Source organism: Methanosarcina sp. 1.H.T.1A.1 (assembly GCF_000979295.1).
Classification (GTDB): Archaea; Halobacteriota; Methanosarcinia; order Methanosarcinales; family Methanosarcinaceae; genus Methanosarcina.
Genome location: NZ_JJQY01000001.1, coordinates 1 through 24,355 on the forward strand (window position 1 = coordinate 1; position 24,355 = coordinate 24,355).

The following is a 24,355-nucleotide window of genomic DNA, read 5'->3' on the forward strand; positions in this document are numbered from 1 at the left end:
AGATGTGTATAAGAGACAGCATCTACACTGTATTAAAAATGATGCTCCTTGATACAAAAACGGAAGAAATTGTTATTGACCAGGTGAGCATCATCATCGGTCCCAGATACATCCTGTCTTTTCAGGAAAGGGAGGGGGACGTTTTTGATCCTCTCCGGGAAAGGCTCAAAAATCCGGCTTCACGCCTGCGAAAGAACGGGGTGGACTACCTTGCCTACGGCCTTATTGACGCTGTAATCGACAATTATTTTCTGATCCTCGAGCACTTTGGGGAAAAGATAGAGGATCTTGAAGATGAACTCGTCAGGAACCCGGCGCCAGGTACCCTGAAAATAATCCAGAAATACAAAAGAGATATGATCCTTCTGCGTAAATCGGTATGGCCCCTCAGGGAACTGATTAGCGGCCTACAGAAAGTGGAGTCCGAGCTTATCACGGAGACTACGCAGATTTACCTGAGGGACATTTATGACCATACCATTCAGGTCATAGACTCCATAGAGACATTCCGGGATATCCTCTCTTCAATGGTAGATGTCTACCTCTCCAGCTTGAGCAACAGGATGAATGATATTATGAAAGTCCTGACAATCATCGCCACGATTTTCATCCCCCTTACCTTTGTCGCAGGAGTCTATGGCATGAATTTTGACTATATGCCCGAACTCCGGTGGCGCTGGGGTTACCCTGCAGTCATGCTGAGCATGACGTTATTGGGAATAAGCATGTTTCTTTATTTTAAGAAGAGAAGATGGGTCTAAAAACCCTATTCCCCAAATTCCCATAGTTGCGCCGCCCGAATTGCGCCTCGCCCGAGTTTCGCTTCGGGATCACAGAATATCGGAGATTTTCGGGGAGTTGCACTGTAAGTGCAACAGCACGAGGTCCTTTTCGCTTCGCTCAAGAGGACTAACTTATGGACGTTAATAATGAGCTTCGTTCAAGCGGACTGAATTACGATTTCTTTGACCCTACAACCTTATTCACCGTGCCATATCTTTTTTTCCACTCTCGACGCAGGAGAGCGGTCTTTCAAAGTAATAAGGGAATAAAGAAAAAAAGAAAGAAAGAAAGAAAGAAAGAAAGAAAAGCCGAAAAAGTAAGAGCTACTGAGGAAGCTTGTAAGTAAGAAATGAGAACCAAACAAGTCCAAGTGACCGAAAAAAAGGCAGAAGAAAGCAAAACAAAGCAAATTCTACTTGAAAAACACTTTTTGTCAAATCTCTTTTTTATTTCCCTCTTTTTTGGGAAGGGCCGTCAGACAAGCTGGCGGAGATATCCTATAATGCAGGGATTCAAAACCGAACTCCGGGGTCAAGGAAAGTATTTCTCAGCCCAGGGGATATTTTTTCCACAGATAAGTTTCTCTTAATAGCAGTATCGTTTCACCTTTTGTTTTTAATCCTGGTTGGCAGGCCGGTCCTGGCTCCAGGCGGCGCAGGGGGAGAGAACTGAAAGCTTCCCTCCAGGGTTCCGGAATGGATTAACCAATTAATCAGGGACCATCTTTTTCTACAATCCTATAAAATTTATTCGAAGTAATTTTTTTATAATAGTTTGAATGTAATATTAAGAAATTTAGAAATTGACTAAAATATGTTAATTGCTGGAATACTATGTACGGCTACTACGATCCCCCATTTTCAGTAGAACAGGAAGGAATTTCTATATCCGTAGAAAAAACAGGAGATGGATGGGTATACAAGAGGACGCTTGGAAAAGATGAAGTGGAAAAGCTCATCCTTGGAGATAGAAAGCGCATTATCATAAATCCAGTTGAACCCCTGAATACTCCGAAAGAAATTACTCCAAATCTGCTGATAGAGTTTGAAAAAACCCTGCTCCTTGCAGGTGGGGAGAAAAAACGGATTTTTTTGACTTTTCCGGTTGAAATAGGCGTTTTTATCTCGGAAAACGGAAATAAGAATCCCCAGGTCCTGGATGTGCTCAGCCTGGTGAGGCAGAAATTTACCCTTTACGGAGAGGTTTCGAATGGAGTTGTCTGCAAGCACTGGAAAAGCAGGTTATACTCGTTTTCTCCTTCCCTTAATCCCCTGCAGGAAGGAGTTATGGAGCTTACTCTTAGAAATACCTCCTCTGATTGGGCTTCAATCTCAAAAGCTGTTTTCAGTGCATACGGGATGAAACTGTACTATGACGGGGATGTTTTTATGAAAGCTCGTATGGACATCCTCAATAGGAACACGGCTGAAACTGGTTTCGAAATGCAGCCTATTAACGGAGAGATGAAAGGTTATCTTGTGAAAGACCAAAAAATCAGGAAAGAGGCTTTTGGTGTTTACGGCCTCCGGAAGCTTGGTTTTGTGCCTCTTAAATTTTATATGGGGTGGGGCTTTTGATCCTCCCGGATATTAATTTTTTTGATTTTGAGCTGTATGAAACCTCAGAAGGCATGGTTACCTTTGCAGACCTACTAAAGTTTGTTCTCATTCTTTCTTTTTCGGTCCTCCTCTCCAGAGTGCTCACAATTTACCTGCGGAGGTCTCTTAAAGACCGGGTTAGTAAGGATGTGGGCGAACCTGTCCTCAAACTTCTTTATTATAGCTCTCTTATTGTCGTTTTCATATCGACACTTCCCTTAATAGGGTTTGACCCCTCAGGGTTCCTGCTTGCAGGAGGAGTCGCGGGTATAGTCATCGGTTTTGCGAGCCAGAACATTGTTGGAAATCTGGTCGCAGGATGTTTCCTTATGTTTGAAAGGCCCATAAAAATAGGGGACCAGGTAGAAATCAATGGGATAGCTGGCTATGTTACCGATATCCGCATAATCTCAACCCTTATCCGCACCTATGACGGGCTCCTCGTCCGCCTGCCCAATCAGCAGGTCTTTACCACAAACATCACAAATATTGTGGGGCATCCGGTCAGAAGGTTTGAATACACAATCAGAATCCGCTATAGCGACGATGCCAGCACTGCAATATGGCTGATCAAGGACCTTATAGACAAGGAACCTTTCGCCCTCATGAGCCCCGCTCCTTCAGTTTTTGTAAATGAGCTTGGAGAAAGCTCGGTAAACATTACTGCCAGGATCTGGGCTCCTGTGAACGAATGGTTCGGGCTGAAAACGAGGCTCCTGTGGAATATCAAAAAAACTCTTGAAGAAAACGGCATAGAAATTCCCTTCCCGCAGCGGGTGCTTCATATTAAAACAAATTCGGAAAAACCGCCGCAGGTGATTGAAGAGCTAAAAGAAAATACGTTTGAAGAAAACGAATGCGTGTTGAACTTTGAAGAAAGGGTATTAAACTGAAAAACTGAACCGGTGATTAAGCTGAGTGGCAAAAGGAAAAGAGAAGCAGCTTTTTAAGGTACAGATTTCCTGATCCCCTTTTCTTCCCTTTTCTTCCCTTTTCTTCCCTTTTCTTCCCTTTTCTTCCCTTTTCTTCCCTTTTCTTCCCTTTTCTTCCCTTTTCTTCCCTTTTCTCCCCTTTTCTCCCCTATTTTCCCCTTTTATTCATTTTTCATCCATTTTATTCATTTTTTCCCTTTTATTCATTTTTTTTCCCTTTTATTCATTTTTTTCCCTTTTCTCCCCTGTGCCTCCTTTCCTTTGGCATGAAAATACTGTGATTTGAAAAGTACTTTCATTTCTTTGTGCCTGTTATTTGAAGAATTTCATCTTCATTTTTAATTTCTGACCTCAAGCGCATCCCTGATTGGTTTAACTGTAAGGGCTCCGGGTGTCCCTTTCATATTGTGAGGCGGCCAGGTGCCGGATTTTATTTCTTCCGAGTTTTCGTCATGTTCGTCTTCAAGGAGCAGGATAACCTCTATGTCCTCAGGGACAGTGTTTACCATTTTTGCCCCGCAGGCGTTGAGTTCCCCAAGGGCTTCATTTCCTTTTTCCTCATTAAAGGGGACCGTACAGCCCTTTACGACGTTTGTCCGAAAGCCCCTCTCAAGAAAGACAAGAGCATTGTGGTAGATGCAGACCTCATCAACCAGGCCTGTTATGAATACCTCGTCAATGCCCAGCTCCGCGAGCTCCAGTTCGAGTCTAGGGTTTGTGAAAGCGTTGTAGTGGTCTTTCGGAAGCCTGAGTACAGCAGTATTTCCCCTGCGGAGGACTTTTTTCACAAGTTCCACTATTGGGTCAACGATTGTTCTGCCCAGGGGGGCCACGAGGCTGCCTTTGTATTCCCTGCCTTCATGTTCGTATTTCTCAAACACGAAATCGTTTGTCATGTCTATGATAACCAGTGCTTTCAAGCTTTCACCCTTTTCTCAGCGTTATCCTTCAATCCATCTCGTCTTTGATCTTCTATTTGCGTTATTTGCGATAAGTTTACCCCTTAAGCCTTTTCTTTGAAGCAACTTTTCCTTGACTAACTTGAAAATATAAAAACACTTAATACACATAATAATTATAAAATATTTAATAGTTTAGTGATTTTTGTAGATAAATATTTTTAATGTATTTTGTTAAAAGATACTGATTATTTTGCGTTTAAGCCGAGTATGAAGCTGAATCTGTGTTATATCTTTAAAATAATTAAAAAACAAAATAAAACGTATAAAGGGATAAAATGCTAAAAAAACTCATTATATTACTTTTGCTTGCTGCAATGTGCCTCTTTCCATGGCAAGCATCAGCAATTTCAGAAAACCTGACTTCGATAGAAAATGGATATGTAACAGATGAATCTAATTTACATTTAACATTTGAAAATAATACGCTTTCAAATTTTGAAAATAATAAATCCACAACATTTGAAAATTATGAATCAATTTCATCTAAAAATGATTCTTCAGGACTTTTTTCCCTCGCTCCTTTGAATCCCGATTTTGAGGAGTACATTGAAAATGAGGAGCTAACCGAGAATAGAATACTCCTGACCTCAGGTGAGGTTTCTGAAGAAGAAGAAGAAAATTTAGCTACAGGCTATACTCCCGCCCCAGTAGACCTCTCACACCTGAAAACTGTTGAAAGTCCGGAGGGTTTGAGTAATTATCCCGCTTCTTACGACCTCCGGGCCCTTGGGCGTGTGAGTCCTGTCCGGGACCAGAAAGATGCAGGAAGCTGCTGGACATTTGGGGCTTATGCATCCCTTGAATCTTACATTCTCGGAACAGAAGGAAAAAACATGGACTTTTCCGAGAACAACATAAAAAACCTGCTTTCGGAGGAGTATCCTGAAGGTTTTGACCGCACTTTTGATGACGGCGGAAACGCTCTTATGACTACGGCTTACTTTGCCCGCTGGAGCGGCCCGGTAAGTGAGACCGATGACCCCTACGACCCTCACTCCAGGATCTCTCCGACAGACCTTCCTTCCTTAAAACGTATACAGGAAGTGATTTCCCTCCCGGCAAGAAGCGGTCCCGAAGATAATGACCTGATCAAATGGGCACTGACGAATTATGGAGCAGTTGACACTGTAATTTACTTTTCTTCCGATGCTTATGACGCTGCCAACTGCAGTCATTATTATGCAGGCTCGAATTGTGCAAACCATATGGTAGGTATAGTAGGCTGGGACGATTCTTTTGACCGAAACAAATTCACTCCTGCAGCTCCGGGAGATGGGGCGTTCATTGTCAAAAATTCCTGGGGTACCAAATGGGGAGATGAAGGGTTCTTCTATGTTTCGTATTACGATACCATTATAGGAGACGAGAATGTTGTCCATACTGCCGAAGACCTCAGTTCCTATTCCCATATGTACCAGTACGACCCCCTGGGATGGGTTGAAAGTATCGGGTCCTCAGGAAGCAACACAGCCTGGGCAGCCAACGTCTTTACAGCCGAAGAAGCCGAAACCCTTGAAGCTGTGAGTTTCTATACCCCTGCCACCGGCACAGGGTACGAAATCTACGTCTACACCGATCCGGTTTCCGGTCCCATAAACCCTGCAGGAGCAGAAAGTTCTGCTAACGGGACAATTACCTTTGCAGGCTACCATACTGTTTCCCTGGACTCCGGAGTCCCGCTTGAGCCGGGGCAGGACTTTTCAGTAGTTGTAAAATTTACTACCCCCGGGTATTCCTTCCCTGTGGCAGTTGAATACCCACAGGAAGGATACAGCAGCAAAGCCAGGGCAAATCCCGGGGAGAGTTTCTTCAGCCCGGACGGGGAAAACTGGGTGGACACTGCTCTTGCTGTGGAAAACATGAACGTTTGCATTAAAGCCTTCACAAACCGGAGCGAAGCGGCAGAAGCTGCCTTCACGGCCAATGTTACCTCGGGCCCGGTTCCCCTCATGGTAGAATTTATTGATGCAAGTACGCTCTCCCCCACGGCCTGGTACTGGGACTTCGGGGACGGAAACATTTCCACAGCCCGTTTTCCGGCTCATACCTATTCGGGAGCCGGGAAGTACAATGTCACACTCCGAGTGGAAAACGAATACGGAGATTGCACTATTGAAAAAACGGAATGGATCAGTGCGACTGACGCTTCCCTGATCTATGTGGACGATGACGGGCCTGCAGACTTCACTTCCATCCAGGCTGCAGTTAACGCTGCTTCCCCCGGCGCCACAATCATTGTCAGAAACGGCACTTACACGGAAAACGTGGATGTTGACAGGGCTGTTACAATCATTTCCGAGTCCGGACCTGAGTATACGGAAGTAAAGGCTGCAAACCCGAAAGATTCCGTGTTTTATGTAACGGCAAATGCAGTTAATATTTCAGGTTTTTCCATCTGCGGAGGGTCTGAATATTATTCTTCTTCCTCCTACGCTACCGCCGGCATCTGGCTCTATGAGGCCAGGGACTGCAACATAAGCGGAAACTTACTTTCGGACAATTGCTGTGGAATTTATGTTATCGGTTCAGGGAACTGTACCCTGAACGGGAACAGGGCCGAATCCAATGAAATCGGAATCTATCTGTATAGGTCGGAAGGAAATAGCCTGAGAAACAATAGTATGGAAAACAACTCTTACAATTTTGCAATTCCGGGTGCTTCGACTACAAACGACATTGACGAAAGCAACACAGTTGACGGCAAGCCAATCTATTATCTTGTAAACGAAAGCGACCTTGTTCTGGATTCAGGTTCGGATGCAGGGACTATTTATTGTATTGACTGCCAGAACGTGACGGTCAGGGACCTGAACCTCTCCGGAAATTACTATGGGCTTTACCTATACAATACGGTGGATTCTCACTTTGAGAACCTTAGCTCGCCAAAAAACAATTACGGGTTCTACATCAGTGGTTCCACCGGCTTAAATTTCACTGACAACAGCGCAAGTTCAAATTACTACGGGCTTTACATTGAAAATTCGGAATGGAAATCCCTCTCCGGCAATAGAATGGAAGGGAACACTTACAACTTTGGAATTGAAGGAAACTGTGCTTCGCAAAATGTGCCTGAGGTGGAGTCAAGCAACCTGCTTGATGGAAAGCCCCTGTACATCCTCTCCGGAGTCTCCGATTATGTCCTGGATGCAGAGTCTGATGCAGGTTCTGTTTGTTTGCTTAACTGCCAGAACGTAACAGTCCGGGACCTGGTGTTCCGGGACGGACGGTTTGGGGTCTACCTTTCCAGAACGGAAAGAGCAGCAATTGAAAACAATACGTTCTCCGGCAACCGGTATGGAGTGTACCTCGAGGACTCCGGGAACAATACGGTAGAGGGCAATGAATTTTCAGACAATTCGCGGGGAGTTTACCTGACGTCCTCTTCAGGAAACACCCTGGCAAACAACGCCCTGGCCGGAAATTCGGCATGCGGCATCTATCTTTCCGAGTCCGGACGTAACAACATAAGCGGAAACAATGCCTCAGGGAGTTATGCAGGAATTCAGGCAGACTACTCCAATGGCAACACTTTCCTGGAAAACAGTGCTTATAACAATACTCTAGGGCTTTGTCTGTTGGGTTCGGACTACAACACCCTGACAGCAAACACTGCAAATTCGAACAGTGAAAGCGGATTTGACCTGACCATAAGCCAGCACAATACCCTTTCAGGGAACAGAGCTCTGGACAACTTCCGCGGCATTGTTCTTCAGGGCTGGACCGGGGAAGCTTTCACTTCGGATAATGTCCTGTCTTCCAACACGGTTTCAAATAACTCGGAATTCGGGATCTGGCTTACTGTAGCCGCAAATAACACCCTCTACGGCAATTATTTCAACAACACAAAGAACGTTGGGGATACGGGCCATAATATCTGGAATACCACTTCAGGAAACTACTGGAGCGATTATGCGGGCTCTGACGCTGACGGAAATGGGATCGGAGATACTCCTTACGTTATCAACTCCATGACCGGAAGTCAGGATTACCTGCCCATCTGCAGGGAACCGGGTATCCCGCTGACCCTCACTGTGGGTTCCGGAGCCGGGGCTTTTTCCTCAATCCAGGCGGCTGTAGATGCTGCGTGGGAAGGGGATACGCTTCTTGTAAGCCCGGGCACTTATATGGAAAACGTAAAGGTGAACAAATCGGTCAGTATCATTTCCTCCTCAGGAAATCCTGAAGATACCATTGTCCGTGCGGCTACTCCTGATGAACACGTTTTCAGCGTGATTGCCGATTCCGTGACGATCAGCGGGTTTACCGTGTCCGGAGCTTCGGAGGACAGCAAGGCAGGGATTTATCTGGAAGGGGTATCTGGCTGCAGTTTAAGCGGGAATGTCCTTTCTGGCAGTTATTTTGGGATTCTGGGCATGTTCAACAGCGACAGCAACTGTTCAAACAACACTGTTGAGAATAATATGTGTGGAATCTTTTCTGTTGTCGGGGAAAACAACAAACTGAACAACAACAGCATCTCAGAAAACGAGTTAGGGCTCATTCTTGCTTCCGATTTCAGCGTCCTGAGAAATAATCTAATTTCAGGTAACAAGTACAACTTCGGAGCTTTGCCTTTTATAGCAGATGTAATCGGGGACATCGATACCAGCAACCTTGTGGACGGCAAGCCCATTTACTACCTTGTAGGGGAATCCGACAGGGTGCTCGATGCTTCTTCCAATGCAGGGACAGTGTATCTTGTTGATTGCGAGAACATAACAGTCAGAGACCAGGTGCTTGAGCATAACATATACGGCATTTATCTTTACAATACGACGAATTCAAGTCTGGTCGGAAACCGTGTGAGTAATAACGATGAAGGGCTCACCCTTTATGATTCTTGCAATAACAGCATCTACAACAATTTCTTCTCAAGCGACTTTCTGAACGTCGAGTTGATGGGGGAATGTTCCGGAAACATCTGGAACGCCAGCAGGACCGAAGGGCCTAATGTTCTCGGGGATCCGTATATCGGAGGCAACTGCTGGGCAAACCCGAAGGGAACTGGTTTTTCCGAAACCACTCCTGACGCAGACGGGGATGGGTTCTGTGACCTCCCTTACGAGATTCCGGGATCCGGAAGCCAGTTTGACAGCCTCCCCCTCTACAACCCTCCCGAAGTTGCCGATGGCGGAGAAGAAGTAGAAGAAGAGGAACACAGGGGGAGTAGCGGGAGCCGGTCAGCCATTTTCAGTGGCGTCTCGGGAGTGCCTTCTGTCAATGTTCAGGGAGTGGATGTTTCCAGGCAGCAGGTACTCGCAGGCCAGCAGGCGGAGTTTACATTCAGTGACCCCGGATGCAGTGTTACGGGCATCAGTTTTGTTTCAGAGACAAATGCCGGGACAGTGACCGGGAAAGTGGAGATCTTAAACGGCCTGCCAAAAACGATTCTGGAAGGTCCGGAAGGCGCGGTTTACCAGTACATGAACATAGTGATCGGAAGCCAGTTCTTTGGGGAATCCGGGACGTTTGAGAGTGCCGTGATTGACTTTAAGGTCCCTCGCAGCTGGATGGAAGAAAATATGATCGATGAAGCAACCCTCGTTCTGAACCGCTTCCATGAAAATGCCTGGGTCCAGCTTTCAACCGAAAAAACCGGGGAAGACGCCGAATTCTTCTACTTCAGAGCAGAAACCCCTGGCTTTTCCTACTACTCGATTACAGGGGAAAAGAAAGGTGCCGTTACGATAACGCCGGCAGAAACTCCAGGCTCCGGAGATGAGGCACAGAAAATAACGGGTAACGAAGTTCCGGAAACGACCTCAGAAGAAAAGAAAAGTCCGGGCTTTGGGCTTGTCTTTGCAGTTTCGGGAATTCTTTCCGTACTGTTCCTGTTGAAAAAGAAGTAAGGAGGATAAAAAAGGAAGACAAAAAACCTGAACTGTTGATATAGTGAAGGGAAATCATTTTCCCTTCCACTTTCTTTTTTGATTTTTTTCGATAAATGTCGTCCCGCCCGAGTTGGGCCACCCGAGTTGAGCTTCGGGATCACAGGAAATCGGAGATTTTCTGGGGGTTGCTATGTAATCGCAACAGCCCGCGGTCCTTTTCGCTTCACTTCGTTTCGCTCAAGAGGACTAATTTATGGATTTTAGCAGTGAACTTCACTCAGGAAGGCTAAATTACGATTTCTTTGACCCATACAACCTTATTCGCTATATTGAGTCGTTTTTGTCCCGGCAGAGTTGCGGCTCTGCAGTGCGCTGTCCTTTTCGCTTCGCTCAAGAGGACCAATTCATGAATGTCTCTAACCTACACAACGTCACCAGCCGCATTATGTCGTTTTTGTCACGCTCGACGCAGGAGAGCGGCTTTCAGACAAAAAAGAAGAGGTAAAAAGAGCATGAAAGTGAAAAACTACTGAGAACGCTGTAAGAAACTCTCAGGTAGAAATGACCGGGAAAGCCTATAAGAGACTTACAAAAAATCAACAAAAAATCAACAAGGGAAAGAAACCGAAAACTCTGTAAGTATACCAAACGGAGCAGAATTAAATTTTCTCTGAAAAATGCTCTTTTTCGACTCTCTTTTTATCTCTTTTTTCTTTCCTCTTTCTTCTTTTTTTGCAGGGCCGCCAGACAAGCTGGCGGAGGCGTCCGATATTTACCTGTGGGTTGAAAACGGTCTCCGAGGTCAAGAGAATTATTTATCGGGCCAGGAGACATTGCTGTTTTCAGTTTCTTTTAATACCAGCATGAATTCACCTGCGATTTTTCTTGCATGGCTGGAGAGCTGGCTTCAGCCCTCAGTGAGGGGAGAACAATTTCTCAATATTCCGTTTTTCACCCTCCGGCAACCGGAGGGATAAGGACCATAACATCCCCGGCTTTCAGTTCGGTTTCAAGCCCTGAAAGAAACTCCATGTCTCTCCCGTTTACCAGGATCCTGATTTTCGGGATCCCACCAGCAGTAGTGCCTGTCGTAGCTTCTTTTAATTCTATCCCGTACCGGTGTTCCAGAGTACTCATGACCGCTTCCACGGTGTCCCCTGAGTGGATCTCAAGCTCGATTTCGGGCTCTCCGGTGATTTCACGGATAGTCGCAAGGAACTTTATGTGTACTTTCAAGCCTATCTCTCCGGAAAAAGAAATGAATGGATATGAAATGAAATAATGGAAAAAGTGAGAAGGGTGTTCTCAGGCCCCTCGGTTGATCCTTCAGATGATCCCGAGTTCCTTCAACTTCCCTTCCGTGGGCTTCCCGTCAATCCAGCCCCTGAGCCTGTAGTATTCGTCGATCATTTCCGGGACATGGGAAATCTGGCCTTTGGCGGGACCGGCCGGGATTGGCTCTTCGGTAAGGCGCTTTGGGAGGACGTCTTCATTCCGGTCGAGCCCGTACATGTTGTTCATCAGCCTCTCGAGGTTTGTGATCCTCTCCCCGAGTTTCAGGAGCTTGTCTGCGTCAAGGTCAAAGCCAGTAACCGCTGCCAGCATCCCCGAATACTCGGGCAGACCCAGGGCAAACGAGGTAAAGAGGCAGACTACGGAAGAGTTGATAGCTGAGGTCAGGTCCTGGAGGAGAATTGTCCACCTGGGCTTGTCCTCGACTGAGTAGGGGTCGAGCTTTTCTGGCAGGCCCAGGACTTCAGGGGAGATCGTGTAGCCGTAGACGTGGTCACCGCCGCGGTTTGCGGTTGCGTAGTTCAGGCCTATCCCCTGGATTGGGCGGGGGTCGTAGGCGGGCAGTTCCATGCCCTTGACAGCAATTGAGCATTCCGGGGCCCCATATTTTTCCGCGAGGGCTCTCGAACCCAGGGCAAGGTCAGCTCCGATCCCTGCTCGGTAGGCGGTCCTCCAGATGGCTTCGATCATTGAACCGGGGTCTCCGAAGCGCAGGTTCATACCGTGAAGTTTTTCCGGTGGGATTTTCCCTTTCTCCACGAGTTCCATGGCACAGGCGATAGTGCCTCCCATGGAGATAGTGTCAAGCCCCAGTTCGTCGCAGAGGTGGTTGGCCTTTATCAGGGCGTCGAGTTCCGTTATCCCGCAGTCGGAACCAAAGGCAAAGATGGTCTCGTACTCCGGGCCTTCGGTATCCCGGACACTGTAGGGCCCATCGGGCACATCGGACTTCCGTCCACAGACAATCGGACAGCCCCAGCAGCCTCCGCGGCCTGTCAGATATTTTTTGACAAGGGTCTCCCCGCTCTGCTCGTCGGCATCCGGGAAGTAGGCTTCCTGGAAGTTCCGGGTCGGGTAGGCCCCGCTTTCGTTGAGGATATTCACAAGAACCGCGGTTCCGTAGGTGTGAAGTCCTCCCTTCGGGCCTGTAATCGGGTTTTCCCTGATGCGCTTCATGGACTCTATGGCTCTATCTTCCATAAGTTCCCGGTTTGCAGGTTCAACCCGCTGGCTCCCGGAAACCACGACCGCCTTTAACTTCTTGCTCCCCATCACAGCCCCAAGCCCCGTCCTCCCTGCAGTTCGGTACTTGTCGTTCATGATGCCGGAAAAGGGGACCAGGTTTTCTCCCGCAGGCCCGATGCATGCAACCGAGGTCTTTTTCGGGTTTTCGCTCCTTTCCGTCAGTTCGTCCGTAACCGCGTGGACCGTCATCCCCCAGAGTTCCGGAGCCGGCACAAGCTCGGCTTTTCCATCCACGATGCTCAGGTAGACCGGCTCCTTTGAGATCCCCCGCACGATTACAGCGTCATACCCTGCAAATTTCAGGAAGGCCCCCCATTTTCCTCCGGAATTCCCGCTGCCCACGGTCCCGGTCTGGGGGGACTTGCTGCAGACGATATGGTAGCGCCCGCTTGTGGGAAACTTTTGCCCGGTAGCAGGCCCGGTTGCAAAAATAAGCAGGTTGTCAGGGTCAAAGGGTTGCATGTCCGATCTGAACTCATCGTATACGAGTTTCAGGCCAAGCCCCTTGCCTCCGAGGTACATCTTTGCCATTTCTTCGTTAAGCGGTAAGTCTTTAAGCTCGCCGCTGTCAAGGTCAACTTCCAGGATCTTTCCAGTATAGCCCCCAGGCATAGATAATCTCCTCCATGGGTATATTTTCAATTTCCAAACAAGTCCATCTTCCAGTTTCCGGTAATATCCCCTTACTCTCCAGCTCCAGAACAAAATTCAAATGAGAACCTGCCGGATAAATGTCAGACCGCTAATTTTAATGTGATATGAATTCGAATTTATATTAAATTATGCAGAATTTCCTTAATAAAAGTAATTATATAAAAAACGTTATTGCAAAAATTATTGCAAAATACCTTCTGTTCATTAATTTCCAGATCTCACCATAATTGTTAGAAGAAGTGAGTATATATGAATATAAACCAGTTATACATTAATTCTTATATTGAATTCGGTACCGATATCCCTTTTTAGCTTGATTTCACCATCTAACTGATCTACCAGAATGTTTACGAGCTGCAGACCGAGCGTATCTGAATTTTCTAAATCAATTTTATCGGGAATGCCAACTCCGTCATCTGAAACAATCAGAGTATATCCGGTACCTTTTCCAGCAAGTTCTTCTTCACCATTACTCAGCTCATTTCCGGCTTTTTCTTTGAATAGTTTTATTTGAATTTCTCCTTTATCTCTGTCTGGAAACGCGTACTTGAGAGAGTTTGAAACGATCTCATTGACAATTAGCCCTAAAGGAACGGCAGTATCCATATCAAAGAAAATATTCTCCTCCAGATCCATGCTTAAGTTGAGATCGACATTTCCAAGTCTGTAAGTCTTGAAAAGGTTTTCAATAAGCTTCTCCAGGTATGATGAAAAGTTCAGTTTACCGGCTACTCTGCCTTCGTGTAGCTCTTCATGAATCAGGGCAATAGACATTATTCTGTTCTGGCTTTCCCTGAAAGCATTGAGAACATCGGAGTCTTTGATACATTTCCTGTTGCTAAAATTTTCAGCCTGAAGATCCAGGAGTGAAGAAATAACCTGCAGGTTATTCTTAATCCTGTGATGAATTTCCTTCTTACGGGCAATCTCGATATTTGCCAGGGCTTTTTCTGCCTCTTTTCTCTCCGTAATATCTTTTACTACTCCTACAACCCTGTAGGATTGCCCCTTTTCATCTAGAAGGTAAGTTCCAACAACGCTAACATAAATATAGTAGCCATTTTTCCTTCTAAAACTGTATTCTTCCTGGAACTTTTTCCCCTTTTTCCTGGCTTCTGCGATTGTTTTTTCTACACGTTCCCTTTCTTTGGGATGAATGCGTTCAACCCACATCGAAAAATCAAAATTTTGGAATTCTTCGGGGCTATATCCCGTAATTTCTTCAATAGCACCTGCCCAGCTGATTTTGTCTTCTTTGAAATAAAAGTCGTATATGAGCTGGCCTGTCTGCTCTGTGATAAGCCTGTACCGTTCCTCACTTTTCCGAATATCTTCTTTTTCTCTTTTGATTTCAGTTATATCTCTGGAAATACCTGAGATAGCTACAAGCTTTTTGTATGTGTTAAAAACAGGAGAAAGAGTTACTGAAACATTTATTGTTGTGCCATCCCTTTTTAACCTTGAAGTTTCGTAGTGCTGGATCTTTTCTCCCTGTTTAATCTTTTCAGAAAACTGCTTAATTTCCCCTTTGGTATTATCTGGTTCAAGTATTGATATGTCTTTTCCCAGAATGTCTTCAGCTGAATAACCATAAACATGCTCAGCACCCTTATTCCAGCTAAGAATAATGCCCTCCAGAGACTCAGTTACAATAGCATCGTTCGATGATTCCACAGCATTCGCCAGTGTCTGAATTTTCTCTTCTGCTCTTTTCCGCTCGGTAATGTCCTGAACTATTCCCTTCACTCGAATAGGGATATTCTTCTCATCAAAAATGACTTCGCTCTGCGCATGGACTGCGCGTTCTTCTCCATTGGCTGTGATAATCCGGTTATCAATGCTGTATGACTCTCCCTTTAAAACTTTTTTAATGGCATTATCCACATAGTCTCGATCTTCGGGGTGCACATAACTTAAATGTTCATTGTAAGGTGGTACCGATTCTTGAGGATCGCGTTCAAAAATACGATACATTTCCTCAGACCAGTATGCTTTATCATTTACAATATCCCACTCCCAGTTTCCAATATGGGCCATTCTTTGAGCTTCAGCAAGACCTCTTTCACTTTCTTTCAACAAGCTGTAAGCTTTCTCAAGCTGGGTTGTTCGTTCTTTAACTTTTTCTTCCAGATTTTCATGTGCTTTTTTTAGAGCTTCTTCTGCTTTTTTGCGCTCGGTTATGTCTATGAATGCAGAAACGGATCCACGAGGGTTACCCTTCTCGTCACGCAAGGGTCTAGCGTTGCCCAATAAGTGTCGCACCACGCCTTCAGGATAGATAAGATCGAATTCGTAGTCGTTTATCTCTATACCTGCGGCCGACATCTGTACCGGCATATCTACAGGTGGGATCTCCACTCCGTCCTTGAACACTCTAAACGTCTCGGGTTTCTCTCCTTCAGGAGCTGATTTGGATGAGTTTGTACCCTCCGGAATTCGGATCCATTCATGGGAGAGTCGATTACCAGTTACCTTAAGCGCCTGGGGATCGTGCGCTACCCACACGGCGGCAGGCACTGCATCCAACAATACTGCAAGTTCATCCGAGCGAGCTCGCTCACGTTTCTCGCTCTCCCGCAGCGCTTCCACCAGTGTATCGCGTTCCACCAGCGACTGGGACAGCTTGATATTGCTGTAGCCTAGCTGTGAAAGCATGTTGGCAAGCTTCATGAAGAAGACCATGATTGTATTCACAGCCTCCCTGCTTAACCGTGGAACTTTTTCAAGCGCTGCTATGTATTCATCCTCATTGAAGCCGTATTTTCTAGCCTGGGATTGGAAAAGCTCATAGTCCAGAGGCTCGCCTTCAAAAAAGAACTGTCCTAAAAAGATATTGCCGACGTGCTGGCCACCCACAATGATTGGGGTTGCTATGTCCCACATGTTGTTCTTGCACCTGTACAATTTAAACTTTCCCGGGAGAACGCCTGCAGATAGCTTTGTGTCGCTTTCCACGCAGTGCTTGCAGGCTTCGGGGTGAACCCTGTGGAATTTGGTGCAGATATCCTGCCATCCAGCGCCTACCAGAATATTACCTTTGAGATCAATCAGGCCAACGGGAATGTGGGTAAGCTTATAGAAATCATCCATGAGGGACTGGATCGCCTGGGCATCAACAATATCAACAAGCGCCAGGTTAGCTATCTCCCGAGCAGGCGAGAGGATGCTCTCCAACTTCAGCCCGACGCTCTGCTCACTCTGGCGCAGCGCCTCTTCAGCTCGTTTGTGCTCGGTGATATTTTGTCGGTTGGAACTTTCTATCTTCTCCCATTTTCCTTTCTTTTTAACCAAAGTGAATTGATGATTTGCGACAATACCTATGGCTTCAGTTAAGTCGTGCACATCGAGAGAATAGGTGCATAGAGCTATCAGATGGCAGCTGCTAATAATAGCATCTACTTTTTTCTCATACTCAACAAAATCACTCAGATCCTCTTTTTCCAGCCAGGAAGTGTTCTCTGCTAGCCTCAGTCCTTCATAGCCACTTTCCAGAGCCTGATTGAGTTTTTCAACCCAGCCATTTAAGATTCTCTCTGAATTGAAAACAGCTTCTTTTACATGCCAGTAAGTGCAGGGAATAATTTCGATTTGCTCTTTCTCCAGATAAACATCAAAATCAGGAATAGTCCTTCTAAGGGCTTCTTTTGCCTCTTCTGCATCTAAAGGAGATGATGTGATCCACATACAAAATTCATTATTTTCCAGTCCTGCTTTAAAATAGGGAACAAGTATATCAGTCAAATCTTCTTTTGTCTGGTAGAATTGGCAAAAGTGCGTTCCCCAGGGCACATCCCCAATGAAATCAATACCAGACCGCCTCAATTTTTGATTCATTCTGTATCTTCCCTACTATGACATATAATCATGAAAGATAATATTCAATTGCATTTAGTAATTGTCATTTTTGAGATGAGGAAACTTTTCTGAAACCCTGGTAAATTAAGCAGAATATACCCCTTGATATATTAAAAAATAGATTCGATCTGCCTGGCAATTTTAATAGTTCTCAATAAATAAAAATTAATAATATATCAATGTTTTTACCCTGGGATTGTTGCAAAATTCAAGCCAAACGGCTATTTTTGCTACAAAGCCCATAAAAAGAAATCCTGTAGACATAAAAACGTTTCTAAAAGGCTTCAGGTGAATATTCACGCCTTGGTGATATACTCATGCCTTACATCGGCTCGCGTAATTTTCGGCACTTTTCCCCACATTCCGATGTACTCTCCCTGAATTACGAGTGCACCTTTTATTCCTGGCACGTCTTTTACGGCTTTAAATGCAGCTTCAATAGATTCCTTTCCTATCCCGACTTCGTTTCCCAATGCCGTTGCCGCTGCATCCGCTAGAGAAACGTCATCCGAGAAAATTGCCGCTGCATCCGCCATCCCGAAGCTGATTGAAGGCCCCACTGTCCCTGCCGAGGTACAGATACCTGTGATCGAGTCCCGGGGCTCGAAAATTAATCCCAGGTTTTTAATCGGAGATTGCCCTGCATAGATCCCGACCACAACTGGCCGGTCATTGATAAGTGCAATGTCCCCACCGTTATCGACAATAGCGTATTTTGCTCCGGCTTTTACCATTGCTTCCACGGCAAGGGCAGAAATTGTGCCCGCAACCGCACTCATTGGCCCTATTCCCATAGTGTTTCCTGCCTTTACCATCCTCCGGACTACTTCAGGGGCGTTTTTCGGGCAGGCGTAGGGTTCGAGAGTTATCTGAAAATAAGGGTCGGAAAGAATGTAAGTTTCAAGGGCTGCCCTGTGGACCTCGATAGCTGTTTTTGCAGCTTCGATATGGGCCTGGTCGTCGGCTGCGATCGTTACTATGGTTTCCTTGAGCCGGAAGTGTTCTTTGATCGGATGGCTGGCAGGTTCTGTGACCGATTCTTTGGTTGGTTCTTTTATGGGATCTGGCATGCTGGTCCACTTAGGATTTATTGCTTAAAAAAGAAATGCTTTTCTGGCCAGGCTTCCGGAAATGTAACCCTAAACCGAAAAGCTGGCAGACTTAAGGAATTTGATTTAAAAAAAGATTTTAGGCGGCTTTTTAAGGTATGCCGCCTTTTTTGACCTTTTTTGATTTACTCTGAATCCGACTCTGAATCCGACTCTGAATTCGACTCTGACTCTGAGCCCGGTTTCAGGAATTTTTCGGATCAGAACTGCAGTTTTTTCATCCTTTCTACAGCTTCTTTTATCCTATCAACGGGCTTGGTGAGGGCAAACCTGATGTAGCCTTCACCGGCATCTCCGAAGCCGACTCCGGGGGTTGCGACGATTCCGGCCTCTTCGAGGAGGATCTTTGCAAACCCGATTGAGGTAAAGCCTTTCGGGACAGGAGCCCAGACGTAGAAGGTGGCTTTTGGTGGGTTTACTTCAAGGCCCATGGCTTTGAGCCCTTCAATAAGGGCGTTGCGTCTTTCTTCATAGACCAGGTTGGCATCGTCAACGCAGGTCTGGGAAGAGGAAAGCGCTGCAATGCCTGCGATCTGGATTGCATCAAAGACGCCTGAGTCCACGTTGGACTTAACTTTCCCGAGCCCCTTTATGAGAGCTTTGTTTCCTACTGCAAACCCGAGCCTCCAGCCGGTCATGTTGTAGGTCTTGGAGTGGGAGTAAAGCTCCATACCGATGTCCATTGCGCCTTTTGCTGCAAGGAAGGAGGGAGCCTCGTACCCATCGTAGGTCATCTGGCAGTAGGCGTTGTCGTGCACTGCAATGATATCGTTTTTCTTGCAGAACTCAACAACCTTTTCAAAGAATGCCATGTCCGCGGTTGCCGAGGTGGGATTGTTCGGGTAGTTGAAGAAGAAGAGCTTAGCCTTTTTCAGGACATCTGCAGGAATCGAGTCCAGGTCAGGCAGGAAGTTGTTCTCAGCCTTCAGCGGCAGTGGATACGGCTCCCCACCCGCAAAAAGAGTCCCGATCTTGTAGACAGGGTACCCTGGCTCGGTATAGAGCACGACATCGCCCGGATTGACAAAGGCTAGCGGGATATGTGCAACCGCTTCCTTTGACCCTATCAGGGAAAGGACTTCAGTTGCAGGGTCGAGCTTAATACCCTTATATTTCTCACACCATTCAGCTGCCGCCTTCCTGAACTGGGGCATTCCTGCATAAGAAGGATACTGGTGCGTATTCGGGTCAAGGACAGCTTCGCGCAAAGCTTCCACAATGTGGGGGTGGGTCGGTAAATCAGGGTCTCCTACCCCGAGGTCGATCACGTCCACTCCCTTTGCAATCATTTCGTCCTTAGCTTCATCAATCGCTGCAAAAAGGTATGGCGGTAATGCATTTATGCGGTCGGAATACATTGAAAAAGTCACCTGAATATGAATTTACAGTATGTAATTCTGCATAATTACGGCAGTGGGGCTATTAAAAGGTATGGGATAATGAGGAGGTTGACAAATAATCTGATGAATATTAGCCTGATGAATATAGTCCCCTTGTGATGCTTATTATAGACGGGATCAGAAGTATAATTAATTCATATGTTGGTTTAAATCTTAGCTTGCCTGAAGCCCAAAGCTCAGGTTCCTTTATGGGCTAGATGACCTGGATTTTTTCTTTTCTATTTTTCGATTCCTGCCATTTTCTATCAATTTGATAGATTTTGATAGATATTGATAGATTATGATAGACAGAAACTCAGAAAAAGAAAAACTCTATCAATTCTCTGAAAATTGAATTAAACCCTTTTCCTGCCCTTCTCTTCCTAAAGATCACCTGAAAAATAAGGGATCACCTGAAAAATAAGGGATCACCTGAAAAATAAGGGATCACCTGAAAATCAGCAATATTTGGCTTCGATAAGATCTGGCTTCGATAATAAAGAATGGAAAAAAATTATTTGTTAAAAACCGCTTTTAAGCAGTAAGTAAACTGCTTTAAGCAGTATAATTATTGTATTTCATGCAGTTTCAGGTTTGAAGCACTTCAACAGCCAGATCGGCATTAATGATATAATCAAAGTTGATAACCTCATCCCATTTCTGCTGCAGAAACATCGACTGGAAACAGACTCCGATAATTTTTCCTTTAGCCGAGCCTTCGAGAACCTTTTTTGCGATTTCTTTAGCTTTTTCAGGCCCGGTGCCGATCTTTGGCATCGCAAGCCCGCCGAGCAGGACAACCACATCAGCATGGGCGTCTATGGGTTCGCCAAGTTGCATCCCCTCAGGAGTCATGGAGATTGACCTGGCTTTTTCAAAGTCAAGGGTGGGAATAAAAGCAAGTTTCCTGTCCCTGACCACAAAACCCAGAAGCTCGGCAAAAGGGGTGCAGAAGCCCGGAGTTCCAACAAAAGTAATCTTTTCTGCTCCTTCGACAAGGCCCCTGAAACTATTCAGGATTCCTCCTACTCCTTGAGATGTGTTTATTATCGGCATGAAAATCTTCTCCTAAATCTTCTCCTTATTGACGTTTCATTAAAATCCTGTTTTTTGAACACTTTCTTTGCGGCAATATTTTTTTGTAATTTTTATCTATTTCTACAATATGATTGGGAACATCTCCTTAAATAAGTTGAGTTGAGAACCAAAAGCAGCTCAAGTTCCATATATATCCGGTGGCATATTATTACCGAACGTAATAAAAATTACAACAAAAATATGGCAGCCAAAAAGATTCAAAAATTTCCCGATAAAGCAAAGGTATCCGAAAACAACCAGAGCCTGAGAAGCTATTATAGGAGCTAGATTTTAGAGTTTTATGCTGCTCCTGATAGCTATGCTCATGCTAGCTATGCTCATGCCAGCTATGCTCATGCTAGCTAATTTCACGATAAGAAGCAAAAGTATTTTTCAGATGTAACAAAAAACAGCGCGAAAACAGCACGATAAGAGAAATTGATGCGGGGCGGACACGTTGAACACAGAGTTTCCACCTTCCAATCACTTTTTAGAGATTGGTCATTAGATGATATTTAATCTGAATGATGGAGTTTTAATCTGAATATATGTTCCAAAAAAATAAAGCGAATTGGCTCTCAGTTAATGAACTGAGAGTTTCCCAATTAATAAAGTACCTTATCCACAATTTTCAATTCTATTATCATGGATGTTTACATTTGTTTCTTTTGTATTCAAATGTACTATTGCAGGAGCAGCCAGGTCATGGAAATAGTTTCCAGAGGCTTCTATGTTTACAAGAGTTCCCTGTAATTCTAAGCCTGCATATCCGCCACCGGATGTAGTACATTCATTGTTTTGCATGACTCCGTCGGTAACGGAATCGAAACGAACGGACGAATTAGTTCGGTTAATAAAGTTAGAGTTCTTAACTGTAATGCCATTTACATGATAGGCATATACACCGTCATGTCCGCATTTGTTCACGGTTACCGTGTCTATCATTATGTTGCTGGACTTTGAAATAAGCATGGCATCATTACATCCGTTCTGGAATGTAACGTTCTGGATTGTTAATCCATTACAATTTACTATGGTTGCCATGTTATAACAGGAAGTTCCAAGCCTGACGTCAGGATAATAGTCACTCTGACTACCATCAACAGTTAAGTTTCCTATTGTAACATTGCTTGCAGAACTGCCTCTGATCATAAGCATAGCTTTCTTTTCTGCAATACTGCTCTCACGCCCACCCCAGACCGGTAGTCCTTTGGCGAGCTTAATTGTTACATCGGAATCTCCTTCAAGGGTTGTGTCGCTGCCTATCAGAAGAGAATCGCCTATGTCATATGTGAATGGGCCTTTAAGCTGGACGGTTGTGCCAGGATTATTTGCTGCATATTCAAGAGCCTGGTTAATCTGGACGTGATCGTCTACTCCATCACAGTTGTAATCTCCGCTTCCGTCTCCGGCAACAGTTACGGTTTGCGTATTCTGGCCGCCTAGTGCAGCAGGTACGGTTGTTAAAATAAGGCATGTTACCAGGAATAGGGTTCCTAGTTGTCTATTTAGCATCGTATCACCTTTGGGTTGGATTCTGGGGATTAAGTAAATCAAAATGTTATAGGGTAATTCTTTACTTTTCCCAAATATTTTTCAAAATTCCATATTACGTACTCGTAATACTTTTTTTTCCGAACTATCCAATCAGGTCGGCTCTATGCCAAACATCTGATCAGGTCGGATCTATGCATTATTCAAAATTTTATATTACGTCTGCGCAATATTTTTGAACCTATCCAATTCGGTTCTCTGCGATTTATGTGGGCCGGACACTTTGCACACAGAGTTTCCACTCTCCAATCACTTTTCTAGGGACTGGTCACTGGAGGTGGCAGGACATAAGAAGTTCTGGCTTCTACCAATCAAAATTTGCTATTGACCATGGGACATTACTCCTTCTGATCAATATCTCCTGTTTTAATTAATCACGACCTTTAGCCGGGTCAACTCCTCTGAAACAGGTTTCATTCACCTATTATTGAATTCCTGAGTTGACATTCTGGGCTTATGTGACCGTGTTATAAAAGATTTTTGGTACTTTGGTAAATAAATTAAAACAGTTGGCCACACATTTGTGGTTTAGTGGGGGTGTTTCAGGCTTTTGAGACCCCGAATAAGCAGGATTTTGAAGGGAATTATTGTGTGAATTAAAAGGATTAAAGTTATGTTAATTAGAAATCATCAAGTATTCTATGCCTGTTTTTCTTAGATCAGTGCGAAGTTCAGTACACGCATAGTTTCCCTTTTCCATCCATCGAGTATCATCCTTAATAATTTTATTTACATTTATTCTTCGATACAGATATAAATAAGTTGAGTTTGGAACGAATTATCTACTGTATTGCCACTTTACTATGTATGCATGTTACGAAATGTTACTTTTTGTATTATAATTCCGAGACTTTAATTATCTTCCAGGATTGTCAAAATTCAGATCCATTTTTAACATTTAATGGCTTCAATTATTTAAATAACCAGTGAATAATAAAAGTCTTATCTGGAGTAAATCAATAATATTACTGCGGGACTTATGCAGTTGCAAATTTAGTATGTGGCTTTTTTCATTACTTTGTTAATGTTACAATTAATTTGATTTTTATCCAGACCCCTTTATATATCTCCTCACTGCCACTTTATGAATCTTGTTATTACTTTCAAATCAAGTGATTCCATTTTTAATTAATTATAGCTCCAGTCTTAGAAAATATCTCAATGAGAACATTACATGCGCCCTTTATGACCTTTCTTTCTGCCAGAGACCTTTCCATACCATAAAACTGTTTTATTCTTCTGTTTTATTTCTTCAATTATCCATGACCGGTTGCCATGATACTCTCCATTTTGATTCTCCTCCATATTTCTCATTTATATAGTACATTTGTGATCCGGCACTGCATCTCTCTGTCTTTGGGAACATGGTTTTGAATGTAAATGCTTACATCTAACTCTGGGAGCGCGGAGGCACAGCTTGAAGTACCCTTACTCGGAGGGCATCAGCCCGACAGATGGGGACGGTTCACGACTCTATAATAATGGAAAACGGGACGCACAGAAAAGCTATAACTCTTCGAATTAGCCCTCTCCAGCTCATCAAGAACGAACAAAATCAAAGAAATAGCCGAAAAATCAGAGATAAAGTACAAAAATAGAAAAAACGCAGAAAAATCAGAGATAAAGTACAAAAATAGAAAAAAAGCAGAAAAATCAGAGATTAAGTACAAAAATAGAAAAAAGCAGAAAAAACAGAGAAAAAGTAAAAAAGTAAAAAAGTAAAAAAGAGCAAATGCCCTTTCAAACGTTCCTGATTCCGAAGGATTCGAGCAGGATTTCGGGATAGAGCCCGCCGCTTGAAATGGTCTTTGTGCTCTTGAGGTCGTTTACGGTTACCCTGGCAGGAGCGAACATGCCTGCGTCAACTTTGAAGAAATCAAAGTTTGCTGCCTTGAAGGTCTGGTAGAAGGGCTTTCCGAAATCACCGGAGGTTGTTGAGGGGACTTTCTTTACAAAGTCTTCCAGTTCAGCCAGTTCGCCTTCGAAGCGGACTGTATAGTTAGTCTCGCCGCAGTAGATCACACAGTCATTGGTCTGTCTCTTATACACATCTGACGCTGCCGACGAATAGAGAGGTGTAGAT

14 protein-coding genes are annotated in these 24,355 nt (G+C 44.7%); 5 read left to right on the forward strand and 9 right to left on the reverse strand.

Annotated features, from left to right (window positions below):
• The 4 genes from corA to EO95_RS00025 all read left to right on the forward strand — a co-directional run.
• A partial coding sequence (gene corA, locus EO95_RS00005) for a magnesium/cobalt transporter CorA (RefSeq protein WP_048131211.1) occupies positions 1-761 on the forward strand: 761 nt, incomplete at its 5' end.
• Positions 762-916: 155 nt separating this feature from the next.
• Positions 917-1,129, forward strand: coding sequence for a hypothetical protein (locus EO95_RS00010; protein ID WP_048131212.1), 213 nt, complete (start codon positions 917-919; stop codon positions 1,127-1,129).
• 487 nt (positions 1,130-1,616) lie between these two features.
• Positions 1,617-2,360 (forward strand): DUF432 domain-containing protein, encoded by a 744-nt coding sequence (locus EO95_RS00020; RefSeq protein WP_048131214.1) that lies wholly within the window; start codon positions 1,617-1,619, stop codon positions 2,358-2,360.
• Positions 2,348-3,274: a mechanosensitive ion channel family protein gene (locus EO95_RS00025; protein WP_235282778.1), complete on the forward strand. Its 927-nt coding sequence runs from the start codon at positions 2,348-2,350 to the stop codon at positions 3,272-3,274. Before EO95_RS00020 ends, EO95_RS00025 begins: the two co-directional genes overlap by 13 nt.
• A gap of 377 nt (positions 3,275-3,651) precedes the next feature.
• Here the strand turns inward: EO95_RS00025 and EO95_RS00030 are convergent, their stop codons facing one another.
• Positions 3,652-4,233 (reverse strand): cysteine hydrolase family protein, encoded by a 582-nt coding sequence (locus EO95_RS00030; protein ID WP_048131216.1) that lies wholly within the window; start codon positions 4,231-4,233, stop codon positions 3,652-3,654.
• A gap of 563 nt (positions 4,234-4,796) precedes the next feature.
• Here EO95_RS00030 and EO95_RS16605 point away from each other — a divergent pair.
• Positions 4,797-10,124 (forward strand): NosD domain-containing protein, encoded by a 5,328-nt coding sequence (locus tag EO95_RS16605; RefSeq protein WP_162197331.1) that lies wholly within the window; start codon positions 4,797-4,799, stop codon positions 10,122-10,124.
• A gap of 933 nt (positions 10,125-11,057) precedes the next feature.
• On the opposite strand, the gene EO95_RS00040 is transcribed toward EO95_RS16605, so the two are convergent.
• The 8 genes from EO95_RS00040 to EO95_RS17795 form a co-directional block, all read right to left on the reverse strand.
• Positions 11,058-11,342: a ubiquitin-like small modifier protein 1 gene (locus EO95_RS00040; protein ID WP_048131217.1), complete on the reverse strand. Its 285-nt coding sequence runs from the start codon at positions 11,340-11,342 to the stop codon at positions 11,058-11,060.
• Positions 11,343-11,432: 90 nt separating this feature from the next.
• The gene (locus EO95_RS00045; RefSeq protein WP_048131218.1) at positions 11,433-13,256 is read right to left on the reverse strand and encodes an aldehyde ferredoxin oxidoreductase family protein; all 1,824 of its coding nucleotides are present in this window, start codon (positions 13,254-13,256) and stop codon (positions 11,433-11,435) included.
• A 306-nt stretch (positions 13,257-13,562) separates the two neighbouring features.
• Complete coding sequence (locus tag EO95_RS17940) at positions 13,563-17,132, reverse strand: PAS domain S-box protein (RefSeq protein ID WP_048131219.1); 3,570 nt, start codon at positions 17,130-17,132, stop codon at positions 13,563-13,565.
• 317 nt (positions 17,133-17,449) lie between these two features.
• Positions 17,450-18,223, reverse strand: coding sequence for a UPF0280 family protein (locus EO95_RS00055; protein ID WP_048131220.1), 774 nt, complete (start codon positions 18,221-18,223; stop codon positions 17,450-17,452).
• A 239-nt stretch (positions 18,224-18,462) separates the two neighbouring features.
• Entirely contained in the window at positions 18,463-19,620 is a 1,158-nt protein-coding gene (locus EO95_RS00060) for an LL-diaminopimelate aminotransferase (RefSeq protein WP_048131221.1), read from the reverse strand.
• A 609-nt stretch (positions 19,621-20,229) separates the two neighbouring features.
• Complete coding sequence (locus EO95_RS00065) at positions 20,230-20,697, reverse strand: DUF2124 family protein (RefSeq protein WP_048131222.1); 468 nt, start codon at positions 20,695-20,697, stop codon at positions 20,230-20,232.
• A 639-nt stretch (positions 20,698-21,336) separates the two neighbouring features.
• Positions 21,337-22,233 (reverse strand): right-handed parallel beta-helix repeat-containing protein, encoded by an 897-nt coding sequence (locus tag EO95_RS00070; RefSeq protein ID WP_048131223.1) that lies wholly within the window; start codon positions 22,231-22,233, stop codon positions 21,337-21,339.
• Between the two features lie 1,209 nt (positions 22,234-23,442).
• A complete protein-coding gene (locus EO95_RS17795) occupies positions 23,443-23,586 on the reverse strand; it encodes a hypothetical protein (RefSeq protein ID WP_156161171.1) in 144 nt (47 codons plus the stop codon).
• Positions 23,587-24,355 lie beyond the last annotated feature (769 nt).

Excerpts from the sequence above, each read along its gene's own strand:
- EO95_RS00070 (WP_048131223.1), bottom strand. The coding sequence starts at position 22,233 with ATGCTAAATAGACAACTAGGAACCCTATTCCTGGTAACATGCCTTATT.
- EO95_RS17795 (WP_156161171.1), bottom strand. The coding sequence starts at position 23,586 with ATGAGAAATATGGAGGAGAATCAAAATGGAGAGTATCATGGCAACCGG.
- EO95_RS00055 (WP_048131220.1), bottom strand. The coding sequence starts at position 18,223 with ATGCCAGATCCCATAAAAGAACCAACCAAAGAATCGGTCACAGAACCT.
- EO95_RS17940 (WP_048131219.1), bottom strand. The coding sequence starts at position 17,132 with ATGAATCAAAAATTGAGGCGGTCTGGTATTGATTTCATTGGGGATGTG.
- EO95_RS00060 (WP_048131221.1), bottom strand. The coding sequence starts at position 19,620 with ATGTATTCCGACCGCATAAATGCATTACCGCCATACCTTTTTGCAGCG.
- EO95_RS00020 (WP_048131214.1), top strand. The coding sequence starts at position 1,617 with ATGTACGGCTACTACGATCCCCCATTTTCAGTAGAACAGGAAGGAATT.
- EO95_RS00065 (WP_048131222.1), bottom strand. The coding sequence starts at position 20,697 with ATGCCGATAATAAACACATCTCAAGGAGTAGGAGGAATCCTGAATAGT.
- EO95_RS00010 (WP_048131212.1), top strand. The coding sequence starts at position 917 with ATGGACGTTAATAATGAGCTTCGTTCAAGCGGACTGAATTACGATTTC.
- EO95_RS00045 (WP_048131218.1), bottom strand. The coding sequence starts at position 13,256 with ATGCCTGGGGGCTATACTGGAAAGATCCTGGAAGTTGACCTTGACAGC.